Origin of the sequence: Metabacillus malikii (genome assembly GCF_030813355.1) — a bacterium.
GTDB lineage: Bacteria > Bacillota > Bacilli > Bacillales > Bacillaceae > Metabacillus > Metabacillus malikii.
Window position 1 is genome coordinate 37,892 of sequence record NZ_JAUSUD010000022.1, and the last position, 21,726, is coordinate 59,617.

Annotated in this window: 19 protein-coding genes and 1 riboswitch; of the genes, 7 read left to right on the plus strand and 12 right to left on the minus strand. The window is 33.9% G+C overall.

What is annotated here, in order from left to right; all coding sequences use genetic code 11:
• Positions 1 to 149: 149 nt before the first annotated feature.
• The 3 genes from J2S19_RS18020 to J2S19_RS18030 form a co-directional block, all read right to left on the minus strand.
• Positions 150 to 1,691: a response regulator transcription factor gene (locus tag J2S19_RS18020; RefSeq protein WP_307344617.1), complete on the minus strand. Its 1,542-nt coding sequence runs from the start codon at positions 1,689 to 1,691 to the stop codon at positions 150 to 152.
• A 4-nt stretch (positions 1,692 to 1,695) separates the two neighbouring features.
• Entirely contained in the window at positions 1,696 to 3,468 is a 1,773-nt protein-coding gene (locus J2S19_RS18025) for a sensor histidine kinase (protein ID WP_307344620.1), read from the minus strand.
• A 97-nt stretch (positions 3,469 to 3,565) separates the two neighbouring features.
• The gene (locus J2S19_RS18030; protein WP_307344622.1) at positions 3,566 to 3,943 is read right to left on the minus strand and encodes a sensory rhodopsin transducer; all 378 of its coding nucleotides are present in this window, start codon (positions 3,941 to 3,943) and stop codon (positions 3,566 to 3,568) included.
• A 222-nt stretch (positions 3,944 to 4,165) separates the two neighbouring features.
• Between J2S19_RS18030 and J2S19_RS18035 the strand changes: the two genes are divergently transcribed.
• Positions 4,166 to 4,672: an acyl-CoA thioesterase gene (locus J2S19_RS18035; protein ID WP_307344624.1), complete on the plus strand. Its 507-nt coding sequence runs from the start codon at positions 4,166 to 4,168 to the stop codon at positions 4,670 to 4,672.
• A gap of 157 nt (positions 4,673 to 4,829) precedes the next feature.
• Here the strand turns inward: J2S19_RS18035 and katA are convergent, their stop codons facing one another.
• Both katA and J2S19_RS18045 read right to left on the minus strand, forming a co-directional pair.
• On the minus strand, positions 4,830 to 6,284 hold the full coding sequence (gene katA / locus J2S19_RS18040; RefSeq protein ID WP_307344625.1) for a catalase KatA: 1,455 nt from the start codon (positions 6,282 to 6,284) through the stop codon (positions 4,830 to 4,832).
• 397 nt (positions 6,285 to 6,681) lie between these two features.
• On the minus strand, positions 6,682 to 8,103 hold the full coding sequence (locus J2S19_RS18045) for an NAD-dependent succinate-semialdehyde dehydrogenase (protein ID WP_307344627.1): 1,422 nt from the start codon (positions 8,101 to 8,103) through the stop codon (positions 6,682 to 6,684).
• Between the two features lie 98 nt (positions 8,104 to 8,201).
• On the opposite strand from J2S19_RS18045, the gene J2S19_RS18050 reads away from it, so the two are divergent.
• On the plus strand, positions 8,202 to 8,363 hold the full coding sequence (locus J2S19_RS18050; protein WP_307344629.1) for a hypothetical protein: 162 nt from the start codon (positions 8,202 to 8,204) through the stop codon (positions 8,361 to 8,363).
• A 117-nt stretch (positions 8,364 to 8,480) separates the two neighbouring features.
• Here the strand turns inward: J2S19_RS18050 and J2S19_RS18055 are convergent, their stop codons facing one another.
• Positions 8,481 to 8,780 carry a hypothetical protein gene (locus J2S19_RS18055; protein ID WP_307344631.1) on the minus strand — a complete coding sequence of 100 codons (300 nt, stop codon included), beginning with the start codon at positions 8,778 to 8,780 and terminating at the stop codon, positions 8,481 to 8,483.
• Between the two features lie 530 nt (positions 8,781 to 9,310).
• A complete protein-coding gene (gene metE / locus J2S19_RS18060) occupies positions 9,311 to 11,596 on the minus strand; it encodes a 5-methyltetrahydropteroyltriglutamate--homocysteine S-methyltransferase (protein WP_370875172.1) in 2,286 nt (761 codons plus the stop codon).
• A gap of 346 nt (positions 11,597 to 11,942) precedes the next feature.
• Positions 11,943 to 12,135, minus strand: a riboswitch (cobalamin riboswitch).
• A gap of 347 nt (positions 12,136 to 12,482) precedes the next feature.
• Between metE and J2S19_RS18065 the strand changes: the two genes are divergently transcribed.
• Complete coding sequence (locus J2S19_RS18065; protein WP_307344633.1) at positions 12,483 to 12,851, plus strand: hypothetical protein; 369 nt, start codon at positions 12,483 to 12,485, stop codon at positions 12,849 to 12,851.
• 135 nt (positions 12,852 to 12,986) lie between these two features.
• Positions 12,987 to 13,115 (plus strand): hypothetical protein, encoded by a 129-nt coding sequence (locus J2S19_RS18070; protein ID WP_307344635.1) that lies wholly within the window; start codon positions 12,987 to 12,989, stop codon positions 13,113 to 13,115.
• Between the two features lie 66 nt (positions 13,116 to 13,181).
• Here the strand turns inward: J2S19_RS18070 and J2S19_RS18075 are convergent, their stop codons facing one another.
• On the minus strand, positions 13,182 to 14,447 hold the full coding sequence (locus J2S19_RS18075) for a DEAD/DEAH box helicase (RefSeq protein WP_370875175.1): 1,266 nt from the start codon (positions 14,445 to 14,447) through the stop codon (positions 13,182 to 13,184).
• Between the two features lie 268 nt (positions 14,448 to 14,715).
• On the opposite strand from J2S19_RS18075, the gene J2S19_RS18080 reads away from it, so the two are divergent.
• On the plus strand, positions 14,716 to 15,540 hold the full coding sequence (locus tag J2S19_RS18080) for an STAS domain-containing protein (protein WP_307344637.1): 825 nt from the start codon (positions 14,716 to 14,718) through the stop codon (positions 15,538 to 15,540).
• Between the two features lie 323 nt (positions 15,541 to 15,863).
• Here the strand turns inward: J2S19_RS18080 and floT are convergent, their stop codons facing one another.
• Both floT and J2S19_RS18090 read right to left on the minus strand, forming a co-directional pair.
• A complete protein-coding gene (gene floT / locus J2S19_RS18085) occupies positions 15,864 to 17,399 on the minus strand; it encodes a flotillin lipid rafts scaffold protein FloT (protein WP_307344639.1) in 1,536 nt (511 codons plus the stop codon).
• 12 nt (positions 17,400 to 17,411) lie between these two features.
• Complete coding sequence (locus J2S19_RS18090) at positions 17,412 to 17,939, minus strand: NfeD family protein (protein WP_307344642.1); 528 nt, start codon at positions 17,937 to 17,939, stop codon at positions 17,412 to 17,414.
• 591 nt (positions 17,940 to 18,530) lie between these two features.
• On the opposite strand from J2S19_RS18090, the gene J2S19_RS18095 reads away from it, so the two are divergent.
• Both J2S19_RS18095 and J2S19_RS18100 read left to right on the plus strand, forming a co-directional pair.
• On the plus strand, positions 18,531 to 19,031 hold the full coding sequence (locus J2S19_RS18095) for a DUF3231 family protein (RefSeq protein ID WP_307344644.1): 501 nt from the start codon (positions 18,531 to 18,533) through the stop codon (positions 19,029 to 19,031).
• 26 nt (positions 19,032 to 19,057) lie between these two features.
• Positions 19,058 to 20,293, plus strand: a complete 1,236-nt coding sequence (locus J2S19_RS18100; protein WP_370875173.1) for an MFS transporter — start codon at positions 19,058 to 19,060, stop codon at positions 20,291 to 20,293.
• Positions 20,294 to 20,296: 3 nt separating this feature from the next.
• On the opposite strand, the gene J2S19_RS18105 is transcribed toward J2S19_RS18100, so the two are convergent.
• Together J2S19_RS18105 and J2S19_RS18110 are read right to left on the minus strand one after the other, a co-directional pair.
• Positions 20,297 to 20,881 carry a YitT family protein gene (locus J2S19_RS18105; protein ID WP_307344646.1) on the minus strand — a complete coding sequence of 195 codons (585 nt, stop codon included), beginning with the start codon at positions 20,879 to 20,881 and terminating at the stop codon, positions 20,297 to 20,299.
• Positions 20,882 to 21,178: 297 nt separating this feature from the next.
• Positions 21,179 to 21,712 (minus strand): nitroreductase family protein, encoded by a 534-nt coding sequence (locus J2S19_RS18110; protein WP_307344648.1) that lies wholly within the window; start codon positions 21,710 to 21,712, stop codon positions 21,179 to 21,181.
• Between the last annotated feature and the right edge of the window lie 14 nt (positions 21,713 to 21,726).

The window sequence follows — 21,726 nt, forward strand, 5'->3', positions numbered from 1 at the left end:
AATCAGACATAAATGTTTAAAAAACAGAGTTTTCATCGTTTCTACACATTGATGAACCTTTATTGGACTAAATATTAATAAATACATCGGATGAAATTGTACTCCGAAATAAAAAAAACCATTACCAAATAGATAATGGATGTGTACTTCTAACAAATTACTTTCCGATATTCAGAAGGAGTATACCCTGTATATTTTTTAAAAACTTGACTGAAATATTGTGGGTTATCCCCGTAACCAATTTCCTCAGCCAAAGTAAACACTTTTACATCGTCCATTTTCTGAATCTGTTCAATTGCCCTTTCGATTCTAATTCTCGTGACATAGCTAGAAAATTTCTCACCTGTTTCCTGCTTGAACAATTTACCTAAATAATCCGGATTCATATAAACTTTATTTGCAATCCATTTTAATGAAAGTTCCGTGTTACTGAGGTTTTGCTCAACTAGACTAATCATGTTATTAATAATTCCTGAATGATTAGACATATGCCTCTCAAGATGATAGTCTGTAATTTGTTTAGCATTTTGTATAAAGAAAGACTTCATCTGTTGAATCGTATCCATTTCCATTAATGAAGACATCTTTTCCATATACGTTTTCACACAATATGAATCAGAATATTGAATAATCTCCATAAATAAATGCATGACGTATGACCGCGTTAAACTAGTCGATAACATCATGTTCGTCATTTCATTAAAGAATGCTGCTATTTCCTTCTCGACCTTTTCCCAGTTTCCTGATTTTATTAATAGACATAGTTTTTTCCCATCATATTCATACTGATTCTTTTTCTTTGTTTGCTGAATTTCTTTTTTTGTGATTAGACTTCCATCACCTAAAAAGAAACGATGGTTTAAACATTCTAATGCTTCTAAATATAATGCTCGAGCTTTTGAAATATGGTCATGTTCACTAATTGCAATCGTTAAGGTTAAGCCATAGATAGCATTAAAATGATGTTTTAGCTGTTCGATTTTTCCTTTAAGAATTTCAATGCTTCTTTCGGCAATGATAAATATCGCATAATCACCTATTGTTGTGGAAAGTACTGAGGGAGCAAAAATGTCAACTCCTAGATTATTAATGACAAACATTTGCTCATCAAAACTTTCTCCCTCAGGCTTTATAAGCATAACACGTATAGTTTGACCTTTAAAATTGACTTGAATTAGTCTCTCGTAAAAAGTAACGCTTCTCTTATTATCCAATTTTGTCGATATAAACTCTCTAAGAAGTTGTTTTTTTACATATGGTTGGATTTGGCTTAGTTGTGACTTCATGTCATCTAGAAAGCGCTCTCTTTTTTCTTCAATTAATAATTCTTTCTTTACTGAAGTTAATGCATCTACAATGTGCTTTTCATTACAAGGTTTTAATAGATATTGCTTAACACCATATTCCATCGCTTGTTTTGCATAATTAAATTCACCAAACCCAGATAGAATAATAAATTTTACATTTATTTTCTCTTTCGCAACTTTTTCGACCAATTCAAGTCCAGTTAAACCTGGCATTTTTATATCACATATGATAATATCAGGCTGATTTTTTTTAATTAGTTGATATGCTTCTATTCCATTTCTAGCAGTGCCGATTAATCGAAGACCTAAGCTTTGCCAATTTATTATTTTCGAAATACCATCTAAAATAATCCGCTCGTCATCTACTAACAGAACATCATACATGGTTTCACCTCGTTTCGCATGGAATGACTATGATAACTTTAGTACCTAAGTTCAATGTACTTTCTATTTTCACACCGTATTCCTCGCCGAAAACTAACTTAATTCTAGAGTCAATATTTTTAATCCCAATCCCATTACCCTTACTATTCACATTACCTTTAATAATCTTAGAGATTTGATTTTCATCTATTCCTACTCCGTTATCTTCAACTATCAGGTGAATATTTCCGTCAGCTTTATATGCGGAGACTGAAATATGGCAACATTCAATCATTGACTCTAGTCCATAATTGATTGAATTTTCGACTAGGGGTTGAATGATTAATTTAGGAAGTTTGCAATCTAGGACTTGTTCATCAATATATAAATTGAAATTTAATCTCTCCTCAAATCTAAACTTTTGAATCGTTACATAATGATTTACAATTTCAATTTCTTCCCGAAGCGTAATGACATCTTCTTTAATACTTATAGCATTTCTAAGTAAATATCCTAAAGATTCTACCATATTAGATATTTGTTGTTGTTTATTTATTTTTGCTAACCAATTTATAGATTCGAGTGTATTATATAAAAAATGCGGATTTATTTGTGATTGTAATGCTTTAAACTCTGTATCTTTAATTAATAATTGCTTTTCATAATTTTCTTTAATTAATTCGTTTATTCGTTCAATCATTGTATAAAAATTGTGATGTAAGATTCCTACTTCATCTTTTTCACCATAGTCGTGTAATTTCAATGTTTCAGATATATTAAAATCTCCCTGTTGGACATTTTTCATTGATGATACTAAGTTCTCTATTGGATTTGTTATATGTCTTGAAAACTTTACCGCTAAAAATATTGCTCCTGAGTATAATAATAAAAATATAAAAATAACAATATATTTCATTGCTGTGACTTTAGCAAACATCGAACCAAAAGGGATGATATTCCAGTACGTCCAATCTGAATAGGGTGATTGAAAGTATGTAATGAAAAAGCTACGTCCCTTTACCTTTTGGATAAAATAGCCTTGACTATCAGCAGTCGAATAAACTAAATGTTCGTAATTGAATATATTTTCTTCTCTATAAAAGGGCCCCTGTCGATTTGAAATGATAATGCCCCCTTCATGACCATCCCATACTTTCGGTAGCTCCTTGATAATTTCATCTAAATTCACTTCGATAATTAATGTTGCTAAAAACTCTAAGCTTAAATTTTTATATGCCTTTATTTGACGAGTTGAGTAAATGTAATTATTTGTTTTCGCATCAGAAACCCATACATTACTGCCGTTTCCACCAACTGCCTTATCAATTAATACATCCTTCATTTTATCAATTCTTTTAGAATGATTACTCCCTGCACGATATTCTCTGCCACTTTGATCATATAAATAAATTGATTGTATATATTTTTCATTTCCTATAAAACTAGTTAACTTTTCCCATATTTCACTTTCAATCTGGAATTGTTCATATTTTGAGATTTCTTCTTTCGTCCTTGTTAGATGTGATTGAAGTACACTATCTTTTAATATGTTAAAAGATAATTCCTCAATATTTGTCAGTTCATCTTCAATTTGTTTAGATGACATAATTAATACTTGTGATGATTTTCGATATATTTGTTGATCATACATGTTAAAGGCAAACTGAAAACCAACCACTGTAAATAACAGACAAATAAGCATTATAATAGAGATAATTGTAATCAACTTATATTTAATTTTTGAATTATTATACATATTATGGAGGTACAAAACGAAATTTGTTATTTTATTTTTCACTTCTGTTATCCTCCAGCTTCAAAGATATCAAACTATCTCGGCCACTTACTGAAAAGGCTTTCAATTTTAAACGCTAACATTTTTGTTAGATTTGTCATTATTCACTCTTTAGTGGGTATCCCATTGTTGACATCAGTGCTAATCCTGGTTGTGTTGAATCTAAACGACTATATTGAACGATAATCGGAAGGTCACTTTCAACTTCAATTGAATATGGAACATTTACAGGTATTTTTTCACCGTTTAATTCTAATGATGAGGTACGAATATGATGGCTTCTTTTTGAATGGATCATCATTGGTATTTTTTCTATCGGGTCCCGATCTTCAAAGTAAATTGTAATATATATAGCTGTATCCTCGTTATTGCAATTTACTATACAAATAGATTCATGACTTATTAATTCACCGGAACTTAATGGCGGGATAAAACCGTCTGGGATAATCCAATGTGTTTCACCTTTTTTTCTATTCATTATTTTCTTCTCCCTTCTAAATAAACAATAATGTATATTATGGTATTCTTTTGTATGTTAATGTTCATTATAATATCTTTTTTTCCTTCTAACAACAATAAATAATTTTCAAAATCACCTCTATTCACTTCAGAATTAGTTTGTGGCTTAAAAATTGACTAATGATATGTATTTAGCGGAGAATATAAATTAGTCATTATATTTAATATAGGAGAGATTAAAGTGAACGAGAGACTTGAAAAAACATGTAAGGAATCTTTAGTTATTAAAACTAGTCGGGTATTTCCTTTAGATACGAATAATCATGACACGTTATTTGGCGGAAAGTTAATGAGCTATATTGATGATATCGCTTCTATTTCTGCTGCAAAACATTCTAGATGTGATGTCGTAACAGCATCAACCGATTCTGTTGATTTTCTTGTCCCAATTAGACAAAGTGAAGCCGTCAGTTTACAGTCCTACGTTTCATCTGTTGGTCGCTCTTCAATGGAGGTATTTGTTAAAGTTATATCTGAAGACTTGCGAACAGGAAAACGAAAACTTGCAGCCACTTCTTTTTTAACATTTGTAGCTTTAGATGATGAAGGAAAACCGGTAACTGTGCCAAAAGTTGTCCCTGAATCTGATGAGGAAAAAATGTTATATCATAGTGCACAACAGCGAATTAACCATCGAAAGGAACGGAGAGAACATAGCGAGGCATTTGCAAAAGTCGTTACCCTCTAAGCAGGTGTGTTTCTACCAGTCAATAATAGCTTATAGTAAATGTTTATGGCCATACAGTTCAACAAGAAAAAGGTACCCATTTATAAAATGGGTACCTTTTTTTTGAGAATGAGAATGAGAATAGTTTGAGAATTCCTTTTTATTAATACGTTTTAAATTATTTTACTTCTTCAGGAACAGAAAGGCCTAAACCTTCAGCAATACGAGCACCAAATTCAGCGTCTGCCTTAAAGAAATGACCAATTTGACGTAATTTGATTTCGTCTTTTTCAACTGGTTTCATTGCACCTACAATGTTATTAACTGTACGAGTACGCTCTTCTTCACTCATTAAACGGTATAAATCTCCAGCTTGCGTGTAATGATCATTATGATCGTAAGGCACACTTTCAGCAACTCCTGTAACAGGGAATGCTGCTTGTTTATTTTCTGAAGTTTCAACAGCACCACCGTAGCTATTTGGTTCGTAATATACATCAGGATTTTTACCGTTAGTCATCGTCATAAATCCGTCACGTTGATTGTTATCGACATCTGCATGAGGTCGGTTAATTGGTAATTGATTATGGTTAACACCAACACGATAACGATGTGCATCCGCATATGCAAATAAACGACCTTGTAACATCTTATCCGGTGATACATCTACACCAGGTACAAGAGTTCCAGGTGAGAATGTTGCTTGTTCAACTTCAGCAAAATAGTTCTCTGGATTACGGTCAAGAACCATACGACCTACTTCAATTAATGGATAATCTTTATGTGACCACGTTTTTGTCACATCGAATGGATCAAAACGGTAAGTATTTGCATCTTCTAATGGCATAACTTGAACATATAATGTCCATGATGGGAAATCGCCATTTTTGATTGCGTTAAATAAATCTTCAGTATGATAATCTGGGTTTTCACCTGCTAATTTCTCAGCAACAGCTGGGTCTAAATTTTTTACACCCTGGTCCGTTTTAAAATGATATTTTATCCACACGCCTTCACCTTCAGCGTTTGTCCATTTAAATGTATGGCTTCCATAACCATTCATGTGGCGAAGAGTTGCTGGAATACCGCGGTCTCCCATTAAGTATGTTACTTGATGCAAAGATTCTGGTGAATGTGACCAGAAATCCCAAACAGCATTAGGATTTTTCAAATGTGTTTGTGGGTGACGCTTTTGCGTATGAATGAAATCAGGGAATTTAATTGCATCACGTATAAAGAATATCGGTGTGTTGTTCCCGACGATATCGTAGTTACCGTCTTCTGTGTAAAACTTAACTGCAAATCCTCTAGGGTCACGTACAGTGTCAGCAGAACCTAGTTCACCAGCAACAGTAGAAAATCTAATAAACATTGGTGTTCGTTTACCTACACCATTAAATAATTTTGCTTTTGTATATTTTGAAACATCATTTGTTACTTCAAAATATCCGTGCGCACCTGCACCTTTTGCATGTACGACACGCTCTGGAACTCTTTCTCTATTAAAATGTGCCAGTTTTTCTAGTAGATGCACATCTTGAATTAATACTGGGCCTCTAGCCCCTGCAGTCATAGAATTTTGGTTGTCACCGACTGGTGCACCCCAACTAGTAGTTAATCTGTTATTTGTCATTATAGAATCACCTCGTAATGTTTTAATCTATTATTATAATAACATGTTTTAATTAAAAATCAATACTTTTTTATAATTATTATAATTTAATATTTAAAATCATATATTAGTAATTTTAAATTAGAATATTTTTATAAAAATTAAGTTGCTACTTTTACTATTGTTCTGAGTATTTATCACTTTGAACCCCTAAGTTGAAAGGATTTCTAAGAATCCACTAGCGAATGACTAGTACGTTCTGAACATGGGTTTATACTTACAGTTAACTGCTTTAAAAACCAATACGAATTGAGGAATTTACTATTAAAAGATAAATTCAAAAAAAATCACTCTCTGAAATATCAATTAATAATCTTAAATGATATTACAAAGAGTGTGTCGTCTTCTAATCTAGCTTCTATCCAATGCCTAATGATACGTACTTTATTTCTAAGTACTCGTCAATGCCATAATGACCGCCCTCGCGACCAAGACCGCTCTGTTTTAATCCGCCAAATGGTGCTTGTGGTGTTGAAGGCAAGCCATCGTTTAAACCGATTATTCCATACTCCAATTGTTCTGTAGCCTTTAATCCACGGTTAATATTTTCTGTAAACACATATGCAGCTAATCCATATATCGTATCATTTGCTCTATCTATTACCTCTTCATCAGTAGTGAATTTACATACCGGAGCAACAGGGCCAAACGTTTCTTCTACCATGCAAAGCATGTCGTCCTTTACACCCGATAAAACAGTTGGTTCAAAATATAGACCATCAATAAGTTTACCACCTGTTTCAATTTTCGCCCCTTTTTTGACTGCATCGTCAATATGTTGCTGTACTTTTTCAATTGCAGCTTCATCAATTAGGGGGCCTATGTCGGTACCTTCAATTAACCCATTACCGACAACTAATTCCTTTACTTTTTCAGTAAATTTCGTAAGAAAGTTATCATAGATGCTATCTTGCACATATATTCGATTAGCACATACACAAGTTTGACCACCGTTTCTGAATTTTGATGCAATTACATCATTTACTGCTTTATCTATATTTGCATCATCAAAAATTATTGCAGGAGCGTGACCGCCTAATTCTAAGGAAATCTTTTTAACCGTTTCCGCTGATTGCTTTAATAGCAGTTTACCCACTTCTGTAGAGCCAGTAAAAGTTAACTTTCTTACACGCTTATCTCCAAGCCACGTTTTGCCAATCTCATTTGCATCACCAGTGACAAGATTAATAACACCGTTTGGTATCCCTGCAATTTCAGCTAACTCGATTAATTTAATTGCTGTTAATGGTGTCTGCTCAGCAGGTTTCATTACAACTGTACAGCCAGCAGCTAACGCAGGTGCTACTTTCCTCGTAATCATCGCCGCAGGGAAATTCCAAGGTGTAATAACAGCAACAACACCAACAGGTTGTTTTTGCACAAATAAACGTTTATTACTACTTGTTGCTGGAATCATTTCACCATATATTCGTTTTGCTTCCTCAGCATACCAAGAGAGAAATCCATTCGCATAATTTATTTCGCCAATTGCTTCTTTAAGTGGCTTACCTTGTTCTAAAGTCATAATACGAGCTAGTTCATCCTGGTTATTTTCAATTAGTTCATACCATTTTCTAATATAATCTGAGCGTTCGTATACAGATAGGCTAGACCAATTAGGGAAAGCTGCATGAGCAGCCTCAACTGCCTCTTGAGCTTCAGACTTACCGCCGCATGGAACAGATGCTATGTCCTCGTTTGTTGCAGGATTTCGGATAATAATCTTATCCAAACTTCCCCCCACCCAATTACCATTTATATAGAATTGAAAATCTTTCATTATTAACCTCCAATAATGTTTAGTATCGAATTATTTTCATACAACCTAACTAAATAGGTAATAATATAGTTAGTCCAGTTTAAAAGGAGAGATGTTCAATGTCTGATAAAGGACAATTCCAAAATGGTGACGAACAGTATAAAATGCCAAATGCGCTAAAAAGCAAACGTAACTCTGTTTACCGTGTAGGGTATACCGCAGGCACCGGCAACGATACAAATGGAAAAGATGAACCTGGGAAACGTTCTGACCTACCATAATCTTTTAACCAATTTCAAAGGCTAACCATTTAGTAACTATATAACTAATTTCATTAGTTTATTACATGCGCTCAGCTGGTTAGCCCTCTCACTATACATATAGAGAATTGTTGTTACCTACATTTTTATCGTTTCTTTCATTTTGTTTTGCCTTAAAAATATACCTATTAGTAATAAAATGAAACCAATTAAAAAAATAGTTGGGAACAGTATAAGTAAAAGCAATATCCCAGTCCAAGGGTTGTCATCAACCATCGTATATGAAATACTAATAATCCATGATAAGAGAGGTGCAAGACCTAGCATTATCGTCAAACCCCAAACGATAAATTTACTCTTCCTTGGCTTTCCTTTAGAAAAGAATGTTGCACATATTAAAATCGAAACTATTAGCATTCCGATAATAATTAGCTCCATTTATTCCCCTCCTTGATAAATAGTATAATCGTTTTATTAGCTTATACTCAAAAGTTTCAACATGCAGTACTTACCTAAGTATGTAATTCGATGAAACACCTACAATTCAAGTCTATCAAACACACAGAATCATAGGATAAAATCAATCCTTCTATTACTACTATAAATAATGTAATGAATTAGCAGTATAAGTTGGTATTCTATATGTCATATTCTACAATCCTTCCCAAAAACCTTTTGATATTTTCATTTATAGAACTATTATGACTCTAAAATTTCGTTTCTCCCTCATTCTGTACTCCACCAAGTTTGAAGTTACATTTCCGTCTAGTAGGACCGAAAAAAGCAAGACTAGTTAAGAAATTAACAAAAAAAGAGAGTGACTCAAATGAATACTCAACCCTCCAACAAGCACCATAAATAGGATTTATACCTTTTGTTCATCCTATTCATTGTGTTAAAAGGTTTAATAATTCAATATTTCCTGAGTCACTCTCTCATCTTATTAGGATAAGATCAATAATTACTTTTTATACTTTACTCACTGTTTGTAATTTACTACGATACAAGTGTGCTGCCTCAACCATTACTTTCAAAGCGGCAATTGTTTCACTTTCACCACGTGTTTTCAACCCACAATCTGGGTTAACCCAAAACGCACGATAATCGAGGGCCTCAAGAGCACGCTCAATGTTTTGAATGAGTTCTTCTAATGTAGGTACACGAGGACTATGGATATCGTATACACCAAGTCCAATTCCTTTTTGGTAATGATGTTCCTCAAATGAGGCAATTAACTCACCATGGCTTCTTGATGTCTCAATCGAGATAACATCTGCATCAAGTGCATCAATGGCATGAATAATATCATCAAAATTCGAATAACACATATGTGTATGAATTTGAGTGTTATCTTGAACAGATGATGTTGCCAATTTGAACGCATATACTGCCGAGTTTAAATATAAATCTTTTTTCTTTTGTTTCAAAGGCAATCCTTCTCGTAGTGCAGCCTCATCAACTTGTATCATAGAGATTCCACTTTGTTCAAGAGCTTCAACTTCTTTTCTAATCGTTAATGCTACTTGATTTAATACATCAGCAAATGGAAGATCATCTCGTACAAAAGACCAGTTTATAATTGTTACTGGACCAGTTAGCATTCCTTTAACAGGCTTCTTTGTTAATGATTGGGCATATACTGTTTCTTTTACTGTCATATTTTCCTTACAATACACATCACCAAATATGATAGGAGGCTTTACACATCGTGATCCGTAAGATTGAACCCAACCGAATTCTGTTATTGCAACTCCTTCAAATTTCTCACCAAAAAATTCTACCATATCTGTTCGTTCAAATTCTCCATGCACGAGTACGTCCAAATTTAAATCCTCTTGTATTTTTATCCATTTCTTAATTTCATTTTGAATAAACGTTTCATATTGATGATTGGTGATTTCACCTTTTCTCCATCTCAATCGTTGCTTACGTATTTCTTTTGTTTGCGGAAAACTACCAATTGTCGTTGTTGGGAGAATCGGTAGTTTCCACCTTTTGGCGTGGAGTTTCTTTCGCTCCGCTGCCTCTATTCGTGAGGTAGAGTACTGGTTTAGATTTATGATCGCATTTTGTACATGTTCCACATTCCTGACTGAAGATTTCGCAATTGTGTCTACAGCCACATCATACGTTTCAATTGTAGAGAATGGTTCTTCTTCATTTAATACTCGTGACAGTAACGTTATTTCGTTTAACTTCTCATCAGCAAATGCTAATGCCTCTTTAACTTGTAAATCTAACTTCTCTTCATTATTAACAGTTACTGGTACATGAAGCAAACTACACGATGGTTGCAGAAAAAGTCTACAACTATCGACAACCGTTAGCAATTCTTGGACTAGTTGATATTTATTCAATAATTTTGTTTTCCAAATATTTCGACCGTCAATAATACCCGCAAATAATATCTTGTCCTGTGGAAAATCACTGTTCAGTAGTTGTTGAAGGTTTTCTCCATCATCATGAACAAAATCAAGCCCGATTCCTTTTACTGGTAGTTGAATTAGCTCATTATAATATTCTGTGCTATCAAAATAAGTTTGAATGATTAAGTTTATCCCTTTGACATGTTTATGGAATTCATGATAAACATGCTGTAGTTCAGCCACTATATTTGTCTCTTTGTCCCTTACTAAAATCGGTTCATCAATTTGAATCCATTCTGCTCCAGCATCTTTTAGTTCATTAAATACTTCTATATATAATGGAATTAACGATTGAAGCAATTTTTCTCTATTTGTTTCAGTAAATCCTTTCGAGCATGATAATAATGTAATAGGACCAACAATAACAGGTTTTCCATTAATCCCTAAGTTCACTTTCGCTTCATTATACAATTCTAGTAATCGGTTATGTGTTAGTTTCGGTTCAGCATTTTGTAATTCTGGAACAATATAATGATAATTAGTATTAAACCATTTGGTCATCTCAGCTGCGACTTTTCCATCACTACCTCTAGCTATCTCAAAGTATTTTGATAGAGAGATAGTCTCATCTTCTTGCTTAAATCTTGATGGAATTAAATTAAACATTACAGCTGTATCTAATACATGGTCATAATAGCTAAAGTCACCTACCGGTATTAACTCTATTCCAAGTTCTTTTTGTTTCCGTAGATGTGATAGTCTTATTTGCTTCATATCTTGTAAAAATTGTTCTTCATTTACTTGGCCAGTCCAATATCTCTCTAATGTTCTTTTCCATTCGCGATTTTCTCCGATTCTCGGATACCCAATATTTGAACTCTTTAACATGAATATTCAACTCCATTTTCATCTATTTTCTAAAAAAGCTCTGTTAAGCTATACTGTTAATTTTCTCACTAAACGATCGCTTTTCATGAAGCGGTTGAGTTGCATAAATATTACACTTAGAAGTCTAAAACCCTAAACGTGCGTTCATGGCAATATTTTGTAAGATAGTCTCAACATCGTCTATTTTTAGACATATTCTATCCAAACTTTATTCCGAATGATAAACATATAAAAAATCCCTCTTTTATAGAGGGATCCGATATATTTTGATAGACATAGTTAACTAGAGTTGAAATTCAAATAGTTGTTCAACATATGACCACCACTCCTCCCTATTACGCGTAGGTACAAGTGCAATTAATAGGCAGGTCTCCTGACTTAGAATCACCGCTTCCTAACCCCTTCCCGTTTATATGAAAAACAGTGGACTTGATATGAAGCTCCCCATTACAGTGGCGCGACCGTGTCGGATTTACACCGAACTTCCCTTTTAAGATAAAAGAAAATCATCTTTTATCACCTATTAACTGAACATTATTAAATTTTTTAAAATTTGGATATGTGTTTTAGATTATCTTATTTCAATCTAATAAGCAAGAAGTTTTATTCTCATATTTATTTTTCAAGCTTCATGGACATGATTGAAGATTTATAGTAAGCAGCTTTGCATACAGGAAAGTCCTGTATGCATATTGATTCTCCTAGTAACAAATATTTGGAACATTTGTAGCAATATGTTGAATTATGCGCTTTCCCGAGAAATAATTGATACAAGATAATTTCATATCTTTTGAAATTAAAATTAGGTTTTTACCCACACACTCCACATTTATTAACATACACTTATATGGATTTTAACCTATTTACAAAAAAAGGAGAGTAAATCATGAATCCATATGGTCAGTATTATGAGTATTTACCACAGCATGAACAGTATCTGAATTCTCATGACCCTTATTACTTTCAAAACCAAATGAATATTGATGATGTTAGACAGCCTGCTCTTGAGAGAAGAATTAATGCGTTAGAGCGACAAACAGAAAGACAAACTAGAGAATTAACAAGACTTAATAATGAGATTAGAAGACAAAACCAGGAGCATAATCGTATAAACCAAGAAATCACCCGCATAAACCGTGAATTTAGTAATCAAATTGAGCAACATACTAGAAGATTAAATCGTTTGAATCAACGACTACGTGCGGTTGAAAGAAACTTAAATGTTCCATTTACTCCTGGCGAAGGTGGTTTTTAATAGGTTCATAATATTATCATAATGAATCTTAACTAAATAGTTCATGAAAGCCACCCTTTAATGGGAACTTTTTCAAGGCTTATATCCCCTCACAATGTGAACTATAAGATTGAACAGTGTAGAGGGGGTGTTCAAATGACGAATCGAAACGATAACCGTGAAAGAAAAAATAAATATCCAAAAAATAAATTGGATACTGAATTTTCAAAAGACATTCATATCCGTAGTGAAATGACCAAAAAAGATATCAATAATAAATCATAATGAAACGGTCAGACAGTTTACATAAAAAAATTATCGTAAACTATCTGACCATTTCCATCATATTGATTAACGCTTCCTTTGATTCCTTCTCTTTCCCGAACTCTGTTCTTGTCTTACTTTCTTCTTACCTGAATTTATCCTGCTGGACTTTTTATTCGTGTGTTGCTTCGAAATCGATTCATCTTTACGACTATATTTTTCTTTTTCCGGAATACTTACTCCTATTATTGATTTCTTAACAAGTACTTGCTTTATACCCTTTTCAATCATTCTAAGAAAATCCAGATCTTTTGGAGCAACTAACGTATAAGCAACACCATCTCCACCTGCTCGGCCGGTTCTACCGATGCGATGAACATAACTTTCGACGTCATGTGGGATGTCATAATTAAAAACATGTGTAACCCCTTCAACATCTAATCCTCTTGCCGCTACGTCTGTCGCAACTAATAACTGTATTTTTGCTTCGCGAAACCTTTTCATAGCCTTTTCGCGTTTTGCTTGTGTTAAATCACCGTGTAATTCATCAACCTCATATCCATTAGAACGTAATACATCATATAATTTTTTCGCACGAATTTTCGTTCGACAAAATATAATCCCTAAAAATGGTTTCTGTTCTTCTAATAGATATAATAAAGTTTCTTGTTTTCTTCGGTCAGTCGTTTCAATGACAATCTGATTTATTTCATCAACAGTTATTCGCTTAGTAACGACCTGAATTGTTTCAGGGTTGTTCATATATTTGTTTGCAAGTTTCCTGATTTCACTTGGCATTGTAGCAGAAAAGAGTAATGTTTGCCTCGTTGACATCGTTTCAAAAATGATGTTTTCTACCTCTGGTAAAAAACCCATATGCAACATCTGATCGGCTTCATCTAATATCAGTGTCTGAACTGTTGATAAATCTACGGATTCTCTCCTGATATGGTCGAGTAAACGCCCAGGTGTTGCGACAACTATATGCTGAGCACCTTTCAGTTTCTTTAATTGATGGGCAACATCTTGTCCACCATAAATTGATAAGATGTTAACACCATCTAGATTCTCAATTAGCTTTTTTGCTTCTTTTGCTATTTGCTGAGCTAATTCACGTGTAGGCGTTAAAATTAATGCCTGAATTTCAGAACTCGCTACATCAATTTTTTCTAGAATAGGTAACAAGAAGGCGAGTGTTTTACCTGTTCCAGTTTGAGCCTGAGCAATTATTTCTTTTCCTTGTAAAATCGGGGGTATTGTTAACTCTTGAATTTTCGTTGGCTTAGTTATTCCATAAGATTTTAATGAATTATTTATATCTTTACTTATCCCTAGTTGTAGGAAATCAGACAACATTATCACATCTCTTTTCATATCTCTATATTTTCTCTGTTAAAGTTATACTATAGCATAATCATTATTATGAAACAGAATAAATTTGTTAATACAATGCAGTGGCTCCTTTTTAATAATGTTATTTTATATTGCTTTAGTCATTTAAATTGTGAATGTTCCCTAAAGCAATCATTACTAATATTTCAATGGATAGTATGAATATCCCAACATCAATAAAATATGTTATCATTGTTTTGGTGACTGAATTATAGGGAGTTGACAAGTAATGAAGGACGAATTGAAATATATTGGTCAAAAGATCATTAAAAACAAAGAAATTTTAGCGAATAATGTAAGAGAGCTTCAAAAAAGTCTTTTACCAATAGATAGTATCAAAAGTCAAAGGAATGAGAGCTCCTCCAAATTAATTGAGTTATTAGGGCAATCATTAATTGATCATCAAGAAGTATCAAAAGATATCATAAAATGGGCGAATGAGGAAGCTAGTAGTCTAGTTGATAATACGTCATTAACAACTGCATTACGTTCATTAGCATATTATCGAACAGTAATATGGGATGTATTTACTGAAGAATTGGAGCAACAACAATTTGCAGCAATTACGATGTTAGATGTAAGTAAAATTATCGATCCTTTACTTGATGAAATTAGTGCAGAGTATGGCATGGTCTTTCAGGAACATAGCAATAAACTAATGAAAGTTGCATACACAGCACTCGAAGAATTATCAGTACCTGTCGTACCTATTAATAAAAATGTTGCTGTTGTTCCTCTAATAGGTGAAATTGATACACATCGCTCACAATTAATTTTAGAAGTAACGATGGAAGAATGTTCGAAGTTAAAACTAGAGTATTTAATTTTAGATGTTACAGGTGTTCCAGTTATTGATACGATGGTTGCCGATAATTTATTTAAAGTAATATATGCGTTACGTCTTCTAGGAGTACATACAATTATTACCGGAATACGACCTGAAATAGCTCAAACAATCATTTCTATCGGTGTAGATTTCAAAGGAATCACTACTTTCGCTGACCTTCCTACAGCTTTAGCTAGTATTGACTTAAAGGTTGTTCAGACGAATTAGATGTTTACAATCTTACAATGTACGTTCTAATTTAATTCTCGATCTAATAACTTTTTATTTATTATAGACTACAGTCTTGACTTTAAAATATAGGCGGCCATGTAGCGCCAATAGAGGCACCAATTTAAATACTAAAAAAGATGAAAAAGTTCATTATGAACATCTTCATCTTTTTTGTTCGTTCCTAACATTATCTATTTAGATGTACTATTATTTTAGCACTTCTTTAAGAAAACACTCCTTCTAACACAACACCATAGCAAAAGTTTCGCAATAGTTCATTCAATTTTATTCAAGTACATACAATTATGAACGTACAGGAATTAATTTGCTTCTGTGTTAGTATTTGCTTCTTCTTTCTTTACCAAATCACTTGAAAGATTATCTATACTTGCTCTTATATTCCCTTTACCGGAGAAATTTTCTAGCAACTGTTTTACATCAATACCAGACGATGCCTTTAATGATTCCTGAAGTGAAGTCATCAAGTTTGTTGCATATCCTGTTACTTTATTTGCTCCACTATTTTCACCGTTCCCACCTGTATCGACTACTGTAATTTTATCAATATTCGATAATGGTGTTGCAACTTGTTTTGCATATTCAGGAAGCATCTTAATTATCATATCCAATATTGCAGCTTCTCCGTATTGTTCAAACGCCTCTGCAATTTTACGTTTCGCTTCTGCTTCAGCTAAACCTTTCAGACGAATAACGTCTGCTTCAGATTCACCTTGAGCTCTTTCTGCTTCGGCTTTTGCTAAACCATCAATCCTAATTTTTTCAGCTTCGGCTTTTGCCATTGCCTCTATACGATATTTGTTTGCATCAGCTTGGGCAATATCTTTTGCTTTATTTGCTGATGCAGCTTGTTCTACTGCATAACGATCAGCGTCGGCCTTTTTCTTTACTTCAGAATCATATTGACGCTCACGACGTTGAATTTCTTTTTCCTCAAGTTCAATCTGTTTTTGTCTTTCGATAATTTTTATTTGCATTTCATGCTCGGTTACTTCCTGTTTAGCTCTAGCCGTTTCTAAATCATAGGCCTGGTCAGCACGAGCTTTTGCGATGTCTTGTTCCCGTCTGAAATCTGCCATTTTCATTTGATTTTCTTTTTCAGCTTCAGCGATTTCTGTTGCACGTTCTAATTCTGATTTTTTTGCTTCCTTACTAGCCTCAGCACGTTTAATTCTCGTTTCTTTCTCAGCCTCAGCCGTTGCAATATCTGCATCACGTTTAACTTGGGCAATTCTTGGTTTCCCTAATGAATCTAGGTAACCATTTTTGTCTCTTACATCTTTAATCGTAAAAGATACTATTACTAGACCCATTTTTGCTAAGTCCTGTGTTGCAACCCTTTGAACTTCTTGTGAGAATTTATCACGATTCTTATATATTTCCTCAACTGTCATTGACCCTAGAATTGAGCGTAAATGACCTTCTAATACTTCTCTTGCCTCATTTTCTCGATCTTCCTTCTTTTTACCGAGAAACTGTTCTGCAGCTGTTGCTATCTCTTCAATTGAACCACCAATCTTAATAATTGCTGTTCCATCAGCCATGACAGGGACACCTTGTTCTGTATAGACTTCAGGAGTTGTTACATCAAGCTTACTCGATAATAAACTTAATGGTTCAGCTTGTTGGAATACTGGGAGAATGAACGCTCCTCCACCACGAATGATTTTAATTTTGTTTCCTGACTCATCTACATGTACATTTTTATTTCCTAAATAACTACCAGTTACGATCAAGGCCTCATCAGGTCCTGCAGTTTTGTATTTTGCTACAAATACTGCAATTAAAGCTATTAATAAGAAAACAACTACACCAACAACTGTTAAGATTAATGTCATATAAATCTCCCCCTATATTGTGAATGAATGATTTACTTCATGTGGACTTACATGCAACACTCCATTTTTCACATCAATCACTAAAACCATTTTTCCTTCTTTAATTTCTTCCTCATCAAAACTAACGGCAGATTTTGCAATTGTTCCACCCTTACCATTAAGCACCACTTCTCCAAAACCGTCTTTAGGAATCGTAGTGATGACTTTGCCAACTCTCCCCTTAAGGGAATCATTCGTATATACGAGTGACTGTTCCGCCTTCGATAATGGGATGAATACAAATAAATTTAAAATCGTAACTAAAATAAGACTAACCGTTACAGCTAATAACAAAATAAATATGCTTTGTATGTTTGTAAATTTTTCAAGCAGAAACCCAGTACCAGAAAGGATAGTAATAAAAGACAATAAAAGCGTAGGGTTTAAGAATCCTGAACCCTCTAATACATCACCGATGAGGATATATATTAATGTAATGGCTCCAGCAATGATTAAAGCAACCAAATATAGGGATTCTAAAGATATGCCTAAAATCTCCATACTTCACCACCTTTCTAAAGGATTACGATTATGTATCCAACTGATTATCGTAATTTATCTCTTATTTGAGGCACATTTCATAAACATTGTTCCTTCTATATTTGTTTCAGGTTGATTTCAATCCGATAACCCATCATTGATTACTTTCCACCCTCAGTCGAAAAAATCCATTTTTTCGTATCCATTACAAAACTTCTACTCATATTTTACTTCCGGACAACACCAAGGTTTATCAGCTCCATTCAACCTATATATTGCAAATGCAAAACAACAATCTAACAGAAAAGTGCCTACTTGTATTACGTAATAGACCGGAAAAGGTTCCAAATTTGCATTAATTTGTTGTGATTATGTACTAGATGACTTTGATGTTGTTGTTGGTTGTTACGCTAAAAATTCATTTCCCTCCTTAGAACAACAGTTTTTTCAGCATCGCTCCAATTAACAAGTTGCAAAAATTACTATTTACTAACTTAACTATCAATAAGCAGAAAATATAGCCAAAATTGATCTATAAATTATTTGACATAAATTATCATGCTATAAGAAAGAATATAAAAGCTTACTTTTAATAACAGAGGAGGAATATAAATGGGAATTTTAAGCGGCAAACCTGAAGAAGAACCTCTACATTCAGGTGAAGTATATAATTTGTGGTCACATCTTTTCGCAACAAAAGGAACACTTGTTACTTTGCAAGTTTTAATAAATCATACAGGAGATCACGATTTGAAAGTCTTTTTAGAGGACCTAACGGAAAACTGTCTAAAACAAGAAGAGCAGCAAACAGAAGCAATAATTAAACAAAACGGAATACGAATTCCACCTGCACCTCCTGCTCGTCCTGATGTACAAGTTGAAGATATTCCGGCTGGAGCTCGCTTTAATGACCCGGAAATTGCGGTTCTTATACAGAAAGAACTATTGTCAGGGAAAATGTTCTTTAGTTACGTTTCAAGCAGTTCTATACGAGAAGATATTGCTACGATGTTTGATGAATTTTTAGTACAAAGAACAGAATATGAGGCAAAGCTTTTAAAAATAAGTAAAGAGAAGGGTTGGTTAGTTCCGCCACCGCTCTTGGTGAAATAAATTTTTTAAAGGGTGTGAAAGCATACGTGGCATCAAAATCTAACGGAATGACAATAACGGCAATTGGGTCAATACCTCTAATTATGACATTGGGAAATTCAATGCTTATTCCAATCTTGCCCCAAATGAAGTCAAGTTTAAAACTGTCTCAGATGGAAGTTAGTTTAACAATTACTGTTTTTTCTGTTGTTGCAGCTATTTTTATCCCTATATTAGGTTACTTATCTGACCGCTTCTCACGAAAAATTGTCATTCTGCCGGCACTTATCCTTTATGGACTTGGTGGCCTTCTAGCAGGTTTCGCTGCATGGAAAATGTCAAACCCTTATATATGGATATTAGTAGGAAGGACTTTACAAGGTATCGGTGCTGCTGGAAGTATGCCTATTGCAATGGCATTGACTGGCGACTTATTTAAAGGCGGTGAACAAAGTAGGGTTTTAGGGATAGTTGAAGCATCAAACGGGCTAGGTAAAGTTCTGTCCCCTATTCTAGGCTCTTTGCTAGGACTACTCATTTGGTATTCGGTATTTTTTGCTTTCCCAGCGATTGTTGTTGTTTCTGTTCTACTTACTTGGATATTTATTAAAGAAAAAAGAAATAGACAAGCCCCTCCCCCATTTGGTAAATATGTAAGAGGTTTATTATCAGTATTTAAATACGAAGGGAGATGGCTATTTACAGTTTATTTAGCAGGCTCTATCTGTTTATTCACTTTATTTGGAATATTATTTTATCTATCCGATGTACTTGAGAAAACTTATAAAATTGACGGGGTTGTTAAAGGGCTCATATTAGCGATTCCACTTTTAGTTATGGTGACAACGTCTTATTTGACTGGTAGCAAAATCGGCAAAAACATGATAGCAATGAAGCGTTTAATTGTAATGGGCCTTAGTCTTATGACAATATCTTATGGATTATTAGTACTAGTTGAAAAATTGGTGCCGTTTTTACTGATACTCGTCATCAGTAGTGTTGGAACAGGTCTTGTGTTACCTTGTATAAACAGCTTAATAACAGGCTCTGTAGGAAAGGAGCGCAGAGGATTTGTTACTTCTCTATATAGTTCTGTTCGCTTCTTAGGTGTTGCTGTAGGACCACCTGTATTCACACGATTACTTGAATGGTCAAGAACTGGTATGTTCCTTTCAGTGGCTATTTTAACTCTTGTCGCTGGACTGTTAGCCCTTGTCCTCATTCATGTTGAAAAGGACTCTAAAGGCAAGAAAAAAAGAACCATCAGATATAACTACGTTTAACATTTATCGATAACGTCTAGACTTAAATACTCTATCAACCATTTTCGTTGCTAACCATTGACTAATTAATGCTTGAATAATGATTTCCCATCTAACAATGAATGCAATAATGACAAAAATAATCCCATTGAGCCAAAGTAATGTTTTCCCAGGCAGGATTCCTCGTGTATTTGCAAATATTAAGGCGATTACTCCAACCCCACCGTTGGAGACGCCTTCTCTCAGTAATAATCCAATTCCTAATCCGAGAAATAGCGAACCTAAAATTAAATCTATCCACGTATTTCCTAGTGTAATATCCAATATATTTTGAAAAAAGTAGACAGACATTGATGTAACAGTCATTGCCACCATTGTCCAAAGTGTACTGCTATTACCTAGGTACTTTATTGCAAGTAAAAGCATTGAAAAGTTGACGATCCATAATGCAAGTCCCATATTTATTTGAAAAAAATAATGAAATAAAACGGCTATACCTCCTGCACCTCCTGAAGGTATAGCATGTGGAAACAAAAACATTCCCATTCCCAAGCCTTGAGTAAAACCACCAACAAAGACGAAGCTTGCCTTTTTATAAAATTCTCTCATCATACCATCCTGAAATTATTTCGATTTTTAAAGTATAGATATGTTATAATCTATTCCCTGCTTGTACTATTTATGATTTGAATAGGTAATATCATTTCATCACTTCAATAAAAATCTTCGTTCATTGGATAGCCTTCGGAACATTCCTATTCCGCATGAGAGCCAGTACTCATGCTGTAATCAACCTAAACGTCTAACTCGTAATAAATAATACGAAGATAAAATCGAAATATCAAATCATCGTTCGGATTTGTCTATGATTAGAACCTTTCATCCCAACATCCAAATTAGCTAATTTTAAGATTGAGTCTCAAATTTCTCAGTAAAGATAATGTCTGATTTCTTTAACATTTCCTTTGATAATGGCTTTTCGTTAGCATAACCCAATCCTAATATAGCTAGTACTCTTCTATCCTCTGGGATTGATAGTGCCTCTCTTACAAAACTTTCCCTCTGATAAGACTCTACATTATCCATCGTATTTACTATTGCACCAAATGCACAGCCTACCCCTTCATTTACAGCCGCTAACCAAATAAAACTACTAGCAATTGACGCATCCTGAATCCAGTACTTACTAATAGTTGGTCTCCCAGTAATAACAATGGCACGATTAGCCTTATTTAACCACTTAACATATGGAGTTGCCTCAGATAGCTTAGTCAACATTTCCTTATTTCTTATTGAAATAAATTCTCTTGAAGGTAAATTATTTCCTGTAGGTGCTAAATATGCAGCGTTTATTATCTTTTCCATTACTTCATCGGATATTTCCTTTTCTAAAAAACTCGTAATCTCACGCCTTTTTTCTATTACCTCGTAAAACTCCATTAAATATCCTCCTC